This is a genomic window from Blastococcus saxobsidens DD2 (assembly GCF_000284015.1).
In the GTDB taxonomy this organism is placed as follows: domain Bacteria; phylum Actinomycetota; class Actinomycetes; order Mycobacteriales; family Geodermatophilaceae; genus Blastococcus; species Blastococcus saxobsidens_A.
Genome location: NC_016943.1, coordinates 2958341 through 2971088, shown reverse-complemented (window position 1 = coordinate 2971088; position 12748 = coordinate 2958341). Strand labels below are relative to the sequence as shown.

Annotated in this window: 14 protein-coding genes; 10 read left to right on the top strand and 4 right to left on the bottom strand. The window is 72.7% G+C overall.

Features of this window, described 5'->3' with window-relative positions; all coding sequences use genetic code 11:
- Window positions 1–46 precede the first annotated feature (46 nt).
- Entirely contained in the window at window positions 47–1054 is a 1008-nt protein-coding gene (locus tag BLASA_RS14105) for a DNA topoisomerase IB (protein WP_041775776.1), read from the top strand.
- A gap of 70 nt (window positions 1055–1124) precedes the next feature.
- Here the strand turns inward: BLASA_RS14105 and BLASA_RS14100 are convergent, their stop codons facing one another.
- The gene (locus tag BLASA_RS14100; protein ID WP_014376852.1) at window positions 1125–1523 is read right to left on the bottom strand and encodes an STAS domain-containing protein; all 399 of its coding nucleotides are present in this window, start codon (window positions 1521–1523) and stop codon (window positions 1125–1127) included.
- Window positions 1524–1782: 259 nt separating this feature from the next.
- Window positions 1783–2196 carry a hypothetical protein gene (locus tag BLASA_RS23550; RefSeq protein ID WP_014376851.1) on the bottom strand — a complete coding sequence of 138 codons (414 nt, stop codon included), beginning with the start codon at window positions 2194–2196 and terminating at the stop codon, window positions 1783–1785.
- Between the two features lie 192 nt (window positions 2197–2388).
- Here BLASA_RS23550 and BLASA_RS14090 point away from each other — a divergent pair, with 192 nt between their 5' ends.
- From BLASA_RS14090 to BLASA_RS14065, 6 genes are all read left to right on the top strand, one after another.
- Window positions 2389–2964 (top strand): DUF1360 domain-containing protein, encoded by a 576-nt coding sequence (locus tag BLASA_RS14090; RefSeq protein WP_014376850.1) that lies wholly within the window; start codon window positions 2389–2391, stop codon window positions 2962–2964.
- Between the two features lie 140 nt (window positions 2965–3104).
- The gene (locus tag BLASA_RS14085) at window positions 3105–4088 is read left to right on the top strand and encodes a Ku protein (protein ID WP_014376849.1); all 984 of its coding nucleotides are present in this window, start codon (window positions 3105–3107) and stop codon (window positions 4086–4088) included.
- A 1-nt stretch (window position 4089) separates the two neighbouring features.
- Entirely contained in the window at window positions 4090–5061 is a 972-nt protein-coding gene (ligD, locus tag BLASA_RS14080) for a non-homologous end-joining DNA ligase (protein WP_014376848.1), read from the top strand.
- Between the two features lie 46 nt (window positions 5062–5107).
- Window positions 5108–6025: a non-homologous end-joining DNA ligase gene (gene ligD, locus BLASA_RS14075; RefSeq protein WP_041775775.1), complete on the top strand. Its 918-nt coding sequence runs from the start codon at window positions 5108–5110 to the stop codon at window positions 6023–6025.
- A 359-nt stretch (window positions 6026–6384) separates the two neighbouring features.
- Entirely contained in the window at window positions 6385–6858 is a 474-nt protein-coding gene (locus BLASA_RS14070; protein WP_014376845.1) for a Fur family transcriptional regulator, read from the top strand.
- Window positions 6855–8513, top strand: coding sequence for a catalase (locus tag BLASA_RS14065; protein WP_014376844.1), 1659 nt, complete (start codon window positions 6855–6857; stop codon window positions 8511–8513). Before BLASA_RS14070 ends, BLASA_RS14065 begins: the two co-directional genes overlap by 4 nt.
- A 177-nt stretch (window positions 8514–8690) precedes the next feature.
- Here the strand turns inward: BLASA_RS14065 and BLASA_RS14060 are convergent, their stop codons facing one another.
- Together BLASA_RS14060 and BLASA_RS14055 are read right to left on the bottom strand one after the other, a co-directional pair.
- The gene (locus tag BLASA_RS14060; protein WP_014376843.1) at window positions 8691–9644 is read right to left on the bottom strand and encodes a proteasome assembly chaperone family protein; all 954 of its coding nucleotides are present in this window, start codon (window positions 9642–9644) and stop codon (window positions 8691–8693) included.
- Between the two features lie 107 nt (window positions 9645–9751).
- On the bottom strand, window positions 9752–11050 hold the full coding sequence (locus BLASA_RS14055; protein ID WP_083878011.1) for an AI-2E family transporter: 1299 nt from the start codon (window positions 11048–11050) through the stop codon (window positions 9752–9754).
- Between the two features lie 77 nt (window positions 11051–11127).
- Between BLASA_RS14055 and BLASA_RS14050 the strand changes: the two genes are divergently transcribed.
- From BLASA_RS14050 to BLASA_RS14040, 3 genes are read left to right on the top strand one after another with little or no spacing between them, the layout of a single operon-like run.
- A complete protein-coding gene (locus tag BLASA_RS14050) occupies window positions 11128–11595 on the top strand; it encodes a PPOX class F420-dependent oxidoreductase (protein ID WP_014376841.1) in 468 nt (155 codons plus the stop codon).
- Window positions 11596–11633: 38 nt separating this feature from the next.
- Window positions 11634–12221: a hypothetical protein gene (locus BLASA_RS14045; protein ID WP_014376840.1), complete on the top strand. Its 588-nt coding sequence runs from the start codon at window positions 11634–11636 to the stop codon at window positions 12219–12221.
- Window positions 12218–12739 carry a hypothetical protein gene (locus BLASA_RS14040; RefSeq protein ID WP_014376839.1) on the top strand — a complete coding sequence of 174 codons (522 nt, stop codon included), beginning with the start codon at window positions 12218–12220 and terminating at the stop codon, window positions 12737–12739. Before BLASA_RS14045 ends, BLASA_RS14040 begins: the two co-directional genes overlap by 4 nt.
- Window positions 12740–12748: the final 9 nt, after the last annotated feature.

The following is a 12748-nucleotide window of genomic DNA, read 5'->3' as shown; positions in this document are numbered from 1 at the left end:
GTGCCGGGTGCGTTTGCGGAACGGTTCCGGTGCACACCCACCGCCCGTGAGACTGCGGCGTAGCGACGTGCACGGCCCCGGGTACCGACGCCGGCGGGCCGGGCGCGGTTTCGCCTACTACGACACCGACGGCGCGCTCCTCAAGGACGACCGTCTCGACCGGATCCGGGAGCTGGCCATCCCGCCGGCCTGGAAGGATGTCTGGATCTGCCCCTGGCCCAACGGCCACATCCAGGCCACGGGGGTCGACGCCGCCGGACGGCGGCAGTACCGGTACCACGACGCCTGGCGCGCCCGGCGCGACGCGGAGAAGCACGAGCGGGTCCTGGAGATCGCCCAGCAGCTGCCCGACGTCCGCGACGCGGTGGTCGCTGCCCTGCGGACGCGTGGGCTCAACCGGGAGCGGGTGCTGGCCGCGGCGGTCCGGCTGCTCGACCTCGGCGCCTTCCGGGTGGGCAGCGAGCAGTACGTGGAGGAGAACGGGACCTACGGGCTGGCGACCCTTGAACGGGCGCACGTCTCGGTCCGTGGCGAGCGGACCTTCTACTCCTACACCGCGAAGGGCGGCATCGAGCGCGAGGTCGAGATCACCGACCGGCCCACGGCCACCGTGGTCCGCCAACTGCTGGAGCGCCCGGCCGGAGTCGGGGAGGAGCTGCTCGCGTACCAGACCGACGACGGCGAGTGGCACGATGTGACCAGCGCCGAGATCAACTCCTACCTCAAGGAGATCAGCGGCGCAGAGATCACGGCCAAGGACTTCCGCACCTGGAACGCCACGGTGATGATGGCCGCCACCTTGGCCGAGGTGCCGCCGCCGGCGACGAAGACGGCGCGCAAGAAGGTCATCAGCGCGGCGTACAAGGCCGTGTCGGAGCAGCTGGGCAACACGCCGGCGGTCTGCAGGGCCAGCTACGTCGACCCGCGCGTGGTCGACCGGTTCGAGCACGGTGAGACCGTGGCGCAGGCGCTGCAGGCGGCCGACGACGCGGAAGCCGACCGGGACACCCAGAAGGTGCTCGAGCAGGTGGTCTGCCAGCTGCTGTCGGCCTGAACGCGACGAAGGCCCCGGCCGGTGATCCGGCGGGGGCCTTCGTCGATTGCCGGGACGGACCCGGCGTCGCTCAGCGCGCCGGGCTGTCGGCGATCGTGAACAGGTCGATGAGGCCGGTGACCTCGAGCGGCCGGGTGACGGCACGGGTGGTGGCGATCAGCCGCAGCGCGACCTCGCGGCTGCGGGCCGACTTCTGGGTCTCGACGAGCACGGCGAGCCCGGCGGAGCCCAGGAACTGGACGCCGGAGAGGTCGATCACGAGCTCACGCGGCTGCGCCTCGAGCTGGCTGTCCAGCGTGGAACGGAGCACCGGGGCAGTGAACGTGTCCACCTCGCCGACGACCGTGACCGTGACCGTGCCGTCCTCGTCGGTGGAGGTCGAGAGCGTGATCACGTCGTCGAAGGGGGCCTCGGTGCCCTCGGTCGACACGTCGGGCTGCCCCTCGGCGGGCAGGTCGGAAGTGGTCACGGACAGTGGCTCCTCTCGGCGGCACCCGGACGGCGGGCCGCCCGGACAATCTACCGCTGGTGCGGTCGGGGACTCGACGTCCCGTCCCGCCGGTGTCGAACGGGGTGCGTGTCGGACCACCGGTCCGGCACGGGCGGCTTGCTGCTCAACCGCTGACCCAACGTAGACAACCGACCGCGCGCGCGCCAACCCACCCCCCGGGACACACCCGTGCGGGTGTCGGCGGGGGGTGGGCCGGCGGGGCGGAAGCGGTGCGCGGTCAGCCGTCGGTGATGTGCACGGCCCCCTCTTCGGGACCTTCGCCACCGACCGGGACGTCGGCGGTGGCCTCGACGTCGTCGGCCGTGCGGTTGGTGCCCGAGTCGCTGTCGGGCGTGGTGGAGGTGTCCTGCTCGAGCTGGGCGCCGGCCCGGTTCGGGTCCTCGGCGGGGCGGACATCCGGTGTGTCGTCGGGGACCTCGCGGTCGAGCCGGCCGGAGAGGGGTTCGCCCTCGGACTGCTCGAACGCCGTGGTGCCGAAGTCGGTGGTGGCGCCGGCCCGCTCGCCAGGGAGCGGCTCGAACTGGGGGTCCTCCGCCCGCTCCATGGTGGGCGAGTCGTCCTGCGACACCTCGGGGATGCCCTCGTCCTCGGGAAAGATGTCGCGCGCGGTCTGGCCCTCGGGCTGCGTCATGCGGTGCCTCCGTCTCTGCGCGGCGTGCGCGCGTCGTTCTCGTGGCGTCCGTCGCCGGGCGCCGGAGCCGGTTCCGCGACCGGCGTCGGACCATCGCCCTACCCGGGTCGTGCGCCGCCATGCGCCGGTGTGCAGTGGCACACTCCCCGGTGCGCACCGCATGGCCGGCCCGCGGCGGGGTAGCCGGGGACGATGGCGATCGCAGACGAGGTCCAGCGGGTCGGGGCACCGCTCTTCCGGTGGGCGCGGATCCAGAAGCGCGAGTACACCCAGGGAGAGGCGCGCCCGCTGGGCGGCTCCCTCGGTGCGATGGGCGTGTACTCGGGCCTGGTGGTGGCCGGTGTGGTGGCGGTGCGCGCGTCGGGTCGCCAGCTGCCCGACCGCATCCCCTTCGGCGACGCCGCCCTGCTCACCATCGCGACCTTCCGGCTCGCCCGCCGGCTGGCCAAGGACCCGGTGACCGCCCCGATCCGGGCGCCGTTCACCGCTTTCCAGGGCGCCTCGGGCCCCGCGGAGCTCGAGGAGGAGGTGCGGGAGCACGGCGGGGTGAAGCACACCGTCGGCGAGCTGCTCACCTGCCCGTTCTGCCTGGCGCAGTGGGTGGGCACGGCGTTCGTCTTCGGTTACGTCTCCGCTCCGCGGGCGACCCGCCTCGCCGCCCTCACCATGACCACGGTCGCCGGCTCAGACGTCCTGCAGTTCGTCTACGACTCGATCCAGAACGGGGCGCTGGCTCCCGCGCAGAGCCAGGAGGACGAGCAGTCCTGACTCCGGGGCCGGCGGGCGCCTGTCCTCCGGAAGAGGGAGCGGTGGCGCGCCGTTCGGAGTGCCGCACGCGCCGGTCCGGACCTATTCTGCGATCTTGACCCGGGAGTCCCCGGGTCCACCGGGTGCGAGGGAGGAGCGGCATGCGTTCGATCTGGCGCGGCGCCGTGTCGTTCGGCCTGGTCAGCATCGGGGTGAAGCTCTACTCGGCCACCGAGGACCACGACATCCGCTTCCACCAGGTGCACGCCACCGACGGTGGGCGGGTGAAGTACAAGCGGGTCTGCTCGATCGACGGTGACGAGGTCGAGTACGGCGACATCGCCAAGGGCTACGAGCTGCCCGACGGCCAGCTGGTCATCCTCACGGACACCGACTTCGAGGAACTGCCGCTCTCCTCCCGGCGCGAGATCGAGGTCCTGGAGTTCGTCGACCAGGAGCAGATCGACCCGATCCACTTCGAGAAGACCTACTACCTGGAGCCCGACGGCCCGGCGACGCGCCCCTACGTGCTGCTGCGCGACGCCCTGGAGAACGCCGGCCAGGTGGCCATCACCAAGATCGCCATCCGGCAGCGGGAGTCGCTGGCCGCCCTGCGCGTCCGTGAGGGCGTGCTGGTGCTGCACACGATGCGCTGGCCCGACGAGATCCGGCGCCCCGACTTCGCCTTCCTGGACGAGGACGTCGCCGTCCGGCCGCAGGAGCTGCAGATGGCCGAGGCGCTGATCTCCTCCATGTCGGGGAACTTCGACCCGACCGAGTTCACCGACGACTACCGCGAGGCGATGGCTGCCCTGCTGGAGGCGAAGGCGACCGGCGGCGAGGTGCAGCCGGTGCCCGAGGTCGCCGACAGCGGTGCCGCGGTGGTGGACCTGATGAGCGCGCTGCGCCGCAGCGTCGAGCGCGCCCGCGGCGGCGAGGAGGCCCCCGCCGCGCCGGCCAGGAAGGCGACCCCGGCGAAGAAGGCCGCCGCGAAGAAGCCACCGGCCGCCGCCGCCGACGACGCCCCTGTGGCGAAGAAGGCCGCGGCGAGGAAGGCCCCGGCGGCGAAGAAGACCGCGGCTCCGGCGAAGAAGGCCGCCGCGGGCGACAAGCCGCCGGCCAAGCGGACCCGCCGCAGCGCCTGACGTGGTCGCCCCCGGCCCGGGCGAGGTCCCGCTGCCCATGCTGGCGGTCGCGGGGCAGCTCCCGTCGGCCGGGGACGCCGCCTGGGGTTACGAGTTCAAGTGGGACGGCGTCCGGGCGGTCGCCGCTGTGCGGGACGGCCGGCTGGAGCTGCGGTCCCGCAAGGGCGGTGACATCTCCGTGCGCTATCCCGAGCTCGCCGCGCTGCCCCCGGGGGTGGACGATCCGGGCACGGTCGTCGACGGCGAGATCGTGGTGATGGACGAGGCGGGGCGGCCCGACTTCGGCGCGCTGCAGAACCGCATGCACCGGACGGGGCCGGAGGTCGTCCGGCTCGCCGCGGCCCGCCCGGTCACCTACCTCGTCTTCGACCTGCTCGCGCACGGCGGCCGGGACCTCACCGGCCTGCCCTATGCGGAGCGGCGGTCCCTGCTGGACGGGTTGACGCCCGGCGGGCACCGCTGGGTGACCACTCCGTGGTTCCGCGGCGGGGGCGAGCGGGTGCAGGCCGCCAGTCGGGAGAACGAGCTCGAGGGCGTCGTCGCCAAGCGGCTCGACTCGCCCTACCAGCCCGGGGCGCGCAGCCCCGACTGGCGCAAGATCAAGAACGTCCGCGCGCAGTCGGTCGTCGTGGGCGGGTGGCGCCCCGGCGCCGGGCGGCGGACGGGCACGATCGGCTCGCTGCTGTTCGGGGTGCACGACGACGCCGGCCGCCTGGTCTACGCCGGGCACGTGGGCACCGGCTTCACCGACCAGGCGCTGCGCGACCTGCAGGCGGTGCTCAGTCCCCGGCGCACCAGTCCGTTCGCCGGCGCGCTGCCGCGGGAGATCACCCGGGACGCGCACTGGGTGGAGCCGGAGCTGGTCGGCGAGGTGGCCTTCACCGGCTGGACGGCGGAGGGGCGGCTGCGGCACCCGTCGTGGCGTGGCCTGCGGGCCGACGTCGACGTCGCCGACGTGGTGGTGGAACCGTGAGCGGACCGGGGCGTGCAGTGGGCCTTCCGCGGGCACAGGTGCCACGGTGAGACAGCGGGTGCGGGTCGACGGGCGGCAGCTGGAGGTGTCCAACCTCGACAAGGTGCTCTTCCCGGAGGTGTCGTTCACCAAGGCCCAGGTGATCGACTACTACGTGCGGATCGCACCGGTCCTCCTGCCGCACCTCTCGGGCCGGCCGGTGACCTTCACCCGGTGGCCCGACGGCGTGGAGGGGCAGGCGTTCTTCGAGAAGAACAGCGCCCGACACGCGCCCGAGTGGGTCCGCAAGGTCACCGTGCCGAGCCCTGGCAGCTCCAAGGGCCGGGAGACGCTGGAGATGGTGATCCTCGAGACGGTCGCGGACCTCGCGTGGGCGGCGAACCTCGCGGCGCTGGAGCTGCACGTGCCGCAGTGGCAGGTGGGCAGCACGCGGCAGCCGGCGCTGCCCGACCTGCTGGTGCTGGACCTCGACCCGGGCCCGCACACCGGCATCACCGAGTGCTGCCACCTGGCCGAACGGCTGCGCGTGCGGCTGGTCGACGACGGGCTGGACCCGGTGGTCAAGACCTCGGGGTCGAAGGGGATGCAGGTGTACGCCCCCATCCGCGTCGGCGACCGCGACCATCCCAGCCGGTACGCCAAGAAGCTGGCCCAGGCGCTCACCGCGGAGACGCCGGACCAGGTGGTCTGGCGGATGGAGAAGGCACTGCGCCCCGGCAAGGTCCTCGTCGACTGGAGCCAGAACAACACCGCCAAGACCACGGTGGCGCCGTACTCGCTGCGCGCCCGGCCGGACGCCACGGTCTCCACCCCCATCGGCTGGGACGAGGTCGACGCCGTCCGCGACGGCGCGGACCCGGGTTCGCTGCGCTTCCGCACCGAGGAGGTCCTGGAGCGGGTGGAGGAGTGGGGCGATCTGTTCGACATCGCCGACCGGCGCCGGGCCCGGCTGCCCCAGGGCTGAGGACGGCCCCGGCGCCGGTGAGATCACCACCACCGCGCCACCGTCGGGGACATGCGGGGGGCCGGCCGGTACGTGGAGCGCCAGGTGCTGGTCCAGGCGGTGACCAGGCAGGTGGAGGACCGGGTGATCGTCGAGGGCGACCGCACGGTCGTCTTCGCCTGAGGTCCCGGACCCTGCCCGGGCGCAGGCATAGGAACCTTTGCCCGTGGGTGCGGCCCTCGATCCGTATGCATAGCTTCCAATGCCGGGAGAAGGAGTGGCGACGCAGCGTCGACGGACGGGTGCGGAGAGGTGGCGCAGGCCACAGGGGCGTGTCGTTGATTTGACTAGCTCAAAACAACGGAGTTGAGTGGTCGCCGATGGAGATGACCTGGCCGCAGCAGCTGCGGGACGCCGGGCTGCGTGTGACGCGGCCCCGCTTGTCCGTGCTCAGCGTGCTGGCCGACCACCCCCACGCGGACGCCGAGACGATAGTGACGGGGGCCCGGCAGCTGCACCCGTCGGTGTCGCCCCAGGCCGTCTACGGGGTGCTCAAGGCGTTCGTCGCCGCGGGGCTCGCCCGCCGCATCGAGCCGGCCGGTGCGCCGGCGCTGTTCGAGCTGCGGGTGGGCGACAACCACCACCACCTGGTCTGCCGCTCCTGTGGCGCGGTCGCCGACGTGGACTGCACCCTGGGTGCAGCCCCCTGTCTGACCCCGTCCGAGGCGGCCGGCTTCGTCGTCGACGAGGCCGAGGTCGTCTTCTGGGGTCTCTGCCGGGACTGCCGGGCAGATGCCTCAACCCAGTCAGCGCAGATCCACGAGCACGACATCCGAGGAGGAGCAGGAGCATGACCGACGTCGCATCGCAGGGCACCGCGCCGAGCCAGGCCGGCAAGCCGGTCCTGACCAACCGTCAGGGCCACCCCGTCTACGACAACCAGAACCAGCGGACCGTGGGCGCCCGCGGCCCCGCCACCCTGGAGAACTACCAGTTCCTCGAGAAGATCAGCCACTTCGACCGGGAGCGCATCCCGGAGCGCGTGGTGCACGCCCGCGGCGTCACCGCCTACGGCTACTTCGAGGCCGACGGCACCGTCGGTGACGAGCCGATCAGCACGTACACCCGCGCCGCGCTGTTCCAGGAGAAGGGCAAGCGCACCGACATCGCGCTGCGGTTCTCCACGGTGGCCGGTGGCCGCGACTCCTCGGAGGTGGCCCGCGACCCGCGTGGCTTCGCGGTGAAGTTCTACACCGAGGAGGGCAACTGGGACCTCGTCGGCAACAACCTGGGTGTCTTCTTCATCCGGGACGCCATCAAGTTCCCCGACTTCATCCACTCGCAGAAGCCGGACCCGGTCACCTTCGAGGCCAACGTCGCCGAGCGCGCGTTCGACTTCTTCAGCCAGTCCCCCGAGGCTCTGCACATGGTCTCGCTGGTGTTCAGCCCGCGCGGTCTGCCGGCGAGCTACCGGCACATGCAGGGCTTCGGCGTGAACACCTACAAGTGGGTCAGCGCCCAGGGTGAGACCGTCCTGGTCAAGTACCACTGGCTGCCCAAGCAGGGCGTGAAGTCCTACACCGCCGCCGACGGTGCGGCCGTCCAGGCGCAGAGCACCGGGTCCCACACCAAGGACCTCTACGACTCGATCGCGGCCGGCGACTTCCCGTCGTGGGAGCTGCACGTCCAGCTGATGAGCGACGACGAGCACCCCGAGCTGGACTTCGACCCGCTGGACGACACCAAGGTGTGGCCGGAGGAGGTCTTCCCGCTCCGCAAGGTCGGCACCATGACGCTGAACCGGATGCCGGACGACTTCTTCGCCGAGAACGAGCAGATCGCCTTCGGTACCGGTGTGCTGGTCGACGGGCTGGACTTCTCCGACGACAAGATGCTGGTCGGCCGGACCTTCTCCTACTCCGACACCCAGCGCTACCGGGTGGGCCCGAACTACCTGCAGCTGCCGGTGAACCGCCCCAAGGTGGACGTCCGGACCAACCAGCAGGGCGGCCCGATGTCCTACGGCCGCGACAACGTGGGTGAGAACCCGCACGTGAACTACGAGCCGTCGATCACCGGCGGCCTGCGTGAGGCCACCTACCCGACGCACGACGAGCAGGGCCCGGTCGTCACCGGCCGGCTCACCCGCAAGCGGATCCCGCGGACCAACGACTACCAGCAGGCCGGTGAGCGGTACCTGCTCAGCGAGCAGTGGGAGAAGGACGACCTGGTGGCCAACCTGGTCGGGGCGCTGCAGCAGTGCCGCCGCGAGATCCAGGAGCGGATGGTCTGGCACTTCTTCATGTGCGAGGACGAGCTGGGTCAGCGCGTCGGTGAGGGCGTCGGCATCACCGCGGACGACGTCCGTGGCCTGCCGCCGCTGCAGTCGCAGACCCTGTCCGAGGAGGAGGTGCAGCGCGCCGCCAACCTCGGCAAGAACGGCCCGCGCGACGTCACCGGCAAGGTGATGACGCACTGCGTGCCGAACGAGCACGTCACCGTCGCCTGATCGACCGCACCACCAGCACGGCAACGGGCCGCGACCGGGACTTCCCGGTCGCGGCCCGCTGCCTCGCCTGGACCAAGGGCACTGGCCGTGACGTCGGCGAGATGCGCCTGAGGCCGGTCACCACGGGGGGTGATGACCGGCCGCAGGCGCATCTCGGTGCGGAAGAGCCTCCCCGATTCAGTCGCGGGGGCCCTTGCGGTCCTGGTCGGCCAGGAAGCGCTCGAACTCCGCGCCGATCTCCTCGGCACTGGGCACCTCGCCGGCGCTCCCCAGCAGGTCGGTGCCCTCCCGCGCGGCGGTGAACGTGTCGTACTGCTGCTCCAGCGCCGCCACGACGGCGGTGTTCTCGGCCGACCGCCCGATCTGCTCGTCGATCTCGGTCCGGTTGGCCTCCGCGGCCTCCCGCAGCGCCTCCGTGGGCAGGCGCAGGCCGGTCAGCCGCTCGAGATGCTCGATCAGGGTGATCGACGCGGCCGGATAGGTGGCCTGGGCCAGGTAGTGCGGTACGTGCGCGGCGACCCCGAGGGCATCCACCCCTGCCTCGCCCATGCGCAGCTCGAGCAGTGCCGAGACGCTGCCGGGGATGCGCATCTCGCCCCAGTAGACCGGATACGGCTCGATCAGCTGGCGGCGCGTGGCGTGCGCGGTCACGGTGACCGGCCGGGTGTGCGGCACCGGCATCGGGATGGCCTGCAGGGCGACGACGGAGGTCACCCCGAGCCGCTCGACGAGCCCGCGCACCGCCGCGACGAACCGCTCCCAGGCGTAGTCCGGCTCGGCGCCGTGCAGCAGCAGGAACGGCTCGCCGGCGTCGTCCTCCACGGCGTACAGCGAGATCTCCGGTGCGCTGAACGACTCGTACCGGTCGCTGGTGAAGGTCATGCGGGGCCGGCGGGCCCGGTAGTCGACGAGGCTGTCGGCATCGAAGCGGGCGATCACCTCGTGCTGCAGCGCGGCGAGCAGGTGCGCGCCGGCCAGGGTGCCGGCGGACGCGGCGTCGAAGTCGCCGGCGAGGTCGTGCACCAGCACCAGCCCGCGGCGCTGCGACGGGTCGGCAACGGCCGACTCGCGGGTGAGGAAGCGGTCGGCCGCGGGGAGCAGCTCGACGAGTTCCTCCGGTCGCTGCGGCACGGTGGGACCTCCTGGTTCGTGGGGCGCTGACGATCACGCCTCCGGTACAGCCGCGGCTCGAGCCGCGGCATTCCCGCCGGGGCCGCCGTCGCCCCGGACGGCCCGGCTCAGCGCGCCGCTCCCTCCTGCGCCCCGTCGCCCTCCGGCGTCGTGACCGGCTCCCGGGTCAAGTGGGCGCCGGTGGCGTCGCTGGCGATCTGCGCGCGCGTGCCGTCGGGAAGGACCTCCGGCGACTTCCCGTCGAGCTGGTCCCGTGCGTATCGATAGGAGACGGCGATGAGCGCGGTCACCGGGACGGCGAGGAAGGCGCCGATGATGCCTGCGAGGCTCGCCCCCGCGGTGACGGCCAGGATCACCACGGCGGCATGCAGGTTCAGGCCACGGCCCTGGAGGATCGGCTGCAGGACGTTGCCCTCGAGCTGCTGCACGAGCAGGACGATGCCCAGCACGATGAGCGCGGTGGTGAGGCCCTGGTCGACCAGGGCGATCAGCACCGCGAAACCGCCGGCGACGAAGGCACCGATGATCGGGATGAACGCCCCGAAGAAGGTGAGCACGGCCAGCGGCAGGACGAGGGGCACGCCGAGGATCCACAGGCCCAGGCCGATGAAGAAGGCGTCGGCGAACCCGACGATGGCCTGCTGGCGGATGAACTCGGAGAGCGTCGCCCACGTCTTGTAGGACAGCGCGGCCACGTGCGGTGCAGCGGGCGGGCCCGTCTGCGCGGCCAGCCACGGCACCCAGCGCGGCCCGTCCTTGAGGAAGAAGAAGGTCAGGAGGAGGGCGAGAACGAGGTTGATCAGTCCGGAGCCGATGGCCGCGGCGCCGGTGACGGCGTAGCTGGCGATGTTCTGCGCGTTGCCCTGGATCGAGTTGATCGCGTCGTCGACGGCGTCGCCGATCTGCTCCTCGCCCAGGTTGAACGGTGGGCCCGTCAGCCATGCCTGCAGCTGCTGCAGACCCGCGCTGACGCCTGCCCCGAGCTCCTCCACCTGCCCCACGACCGGCGGTGCGATCAGCGCGATGATGCCGCCGAATGTCGCGAGGAAGGCGATCAGCACGGTCGCCGCCGCCAGGGCAGCCGGCCAGCCGTGCTTCCTGAGGAACCGGGTGGGCGGCCAGAGCACGGTGGTGATGAGCAGCCCGAGGACGACGGGCAGCAGGACGACCCAGAGCTTGCCCAGGACGTAGCCCAGGACGATGACCCCGCCGACGACGAGCAGCAGCTCCGCCGAGGCGACGGCCAGCGACCGGCTCGCCCGCCGGAGGCGTTCTCCGCGCTGGTTGGTCGGGGCGGGTGCGTGCGTGGCGGGCCGGACACCGACCTCGCGGGTGGGCTGGTCGGGCTCGACGTCGTGGGTCTCGTCCGGCGGCGGGTCGGTGCGACCGGGCAAGCGGATCCTCATGCACAGATCTCAGCACAGAAGCCGGGGCGGGACCGGGCGGAGAACGATCATCACACCCACGTCGTAGCGTTCGTGGCATGCCGAAGATCGCCAGCGCTGACCGGGTCGACCGCGATGCGCTCCTGGACTTCCTCCGCCCGCGGCACCGGGCCGTGCTGGTCACCCGCCGCCAGGGCGGTGGGGTGCAGCTGTCCCCGGTGACGTGCGGAATCGACGCCGAGGGGCGGGTCGTGGTGTCCACGTATCCGCAGCGGGCCAAGGTGGCCAACGCCCGGCGGGATGCCGCGGTGTCCCTGTGCGTGCTCTCCGACGAGTGGGACGGGCCCTGGGTCCAGCTGGACGGCGCAGCGGAGGTGCTCGACCTGCCCGAGGCCGTGGAGCCGCTCGTGGAGTACTACCGCGCCATCAGCGGGGAGCACCCCGACTGGGAGGAGTACCGCGCGGCGATGACGCGCCAGGGCAAGTCCCTGCTGCGGATCACGGTGACCGGGTGGGGTCCGATCGCCACCGGCGGTTTCCCCGCCGATGTGGCTGGCAAGCTTTGAGCCTTGCTCTGATCGAAGAAAGCTGAGAGGCTTGCGTCATGCCGTTCGTGCTGACCGTCGACCAGCGCGGGAGCCGGCGCGGCCCCGACCGGGTGGCCGACGTGCTGGCGCCGCTGAACGCCGAGGTGGGGGCGCTGCTCGCGTTCGAGCGTACCGCGGGTGACGAGTTCCAGGGTGTGCTCGACGGGCCCGAGGCCGTCGTCGACGTCGCGATGCGGCTGGTGCGACTGGGTGGCTGGAGCATCGGGATCGGCGCCGGCCCGGTGCAGACGCCGCTGCCGGCGAGCACCCGCGCCGCCGCCGGGCCGGCGTTCCTCTGCGCCCGCCGGGCCGTCGACGCCGCGAAGCAGCGGCCGATGAGGCTCGCCGTCCGTGGCGCGGTGCCGCCCGACGCAGGGGACGCCCAGGCGGTGCTCAGCGCGCTGGCCGTGCTGGTGGGACGCCGCAGCGCCCAGGCGTGGGAGGCGATCGACCTGCTGGAGGGCGGACGCACCCAGGCGGAGGCCGCGGCCGAGCTCGGCGTCTCGCGCCAGGCCGTGGGCCAGCGGCTGGCCGCGGCCTCCTGGGAGCTGGAGCGGGAACTGCGGCCCACGGCGGCCCGGCTGCTCGGGCGGGCCGCCGGATGACCGTCGCCGTTCTCGTCGTCCTCGGCCTGGTGGCCGTCACCGGGCTGGCCCTCGCCGTCCGCGGCGACCGCCCCGGGCCATCCGGCGCGAGCGCCATCGCGCTGGTGGGCGCACTCGCGGTGGCGGCGGGCCTCGCGTGGCCGGCCGAAGGCACACCCGGGCCGGTGCAGGTCGGCGCGCTGCTCGCGGTGCTCGCCGCCGTGACCGGTGGCGGTCCGGTGGCGACGGCGGTGCTGCACGCCGCCGACCCGGCGGCCGCGGGGGTCTCCGGTGGACCGCAGGACCCTGACATCCTCCGCGGCGGAGCCTGGATCGGGGTCCTGGAGCGGGCCGCGATCGCCGGCACGCTGCTCGTCGGCTGGCCCGAGGGGCTGGCGGTCATCCTGGCCGTCAAGGGGCTGGGCCGGTTCTCCGAGCTCCGTGCCCCCGCCGCGGCCGAGCGCTTCATCGTCGGCACGCTGGCCAGCGCGCTGTGGGCGGCGGCCTGCGTCGGGGTGGCGGCGCTGCTGCGCGGTTGACGAACCGTC

Bases quoted from the DNA above. Each gene is read 5' to 3' on its own strand.
- BLASA_RS23550 (WP_014376851.1), bottom strand. From the start codon at position 2,196: ATGACGCAGCCCGAGGGCCAGACCGCGCGCGACATCTTTCCCGAGGAC.
- BLASA_RS14090 (WP_014376850.1), top strand. From the start codon at position 2,389: ATGGCGATCGCAGACGAGGTCCAGCGGGTCGGGGCACCGCTCTTCCGG.
- BLASA_RS14085 (WP_014376849.1), top strand. From the start codon at position 3,105: ATGCGTTCGATCTGGCGCGGCGCCGTGTCGTTCGGCCTGGTCAGCATC.
- BLASA_RS14070 (WP_014376845.1), top strand. From the start codon at position 6,385: ATGGAGATGACCTGGCCGCAGCAGCTGCGGGACGCCGGGCTGCGTGTG.
- BLASA_RS14065 (WP_014376844.1), top strand. From the start codon at position 6,855: ATGACCGACGTCGCATCGCAGGGCACCGCGCCGAGCCAGGCCGGCAAG.
- BLASA_RS14055 (WP_083878011.1), bottom strand. From the start codon at position 11,050: ATGAGGATCCGCTTGCCCGGTCGCACCGACCCGCCGCCGGACGAGACC.
- BLASA_RS14050 (WP_014376841.1), top strand. From the start codon at position 11,128: ATGCCGAAGATCGCCAGCGCTGACCGGGTCGACCGCGATGCGCTCCTG.
- BLASA_RS14045 (WP_014376840.1), top strand. From the start codon at position 11,634: ATGCCGTTCGTGCTGACCGTCGACCAGCGCGGGAGCCGGCGCGGCCCC.
- BLASA_RS14040 (WP_014376839.1), top strand. From the start codon at position 12,218: ATGACCGTCGCCGTTCTCGTCGTCCTCGGCCTGGTGGCCGTCACCGGG.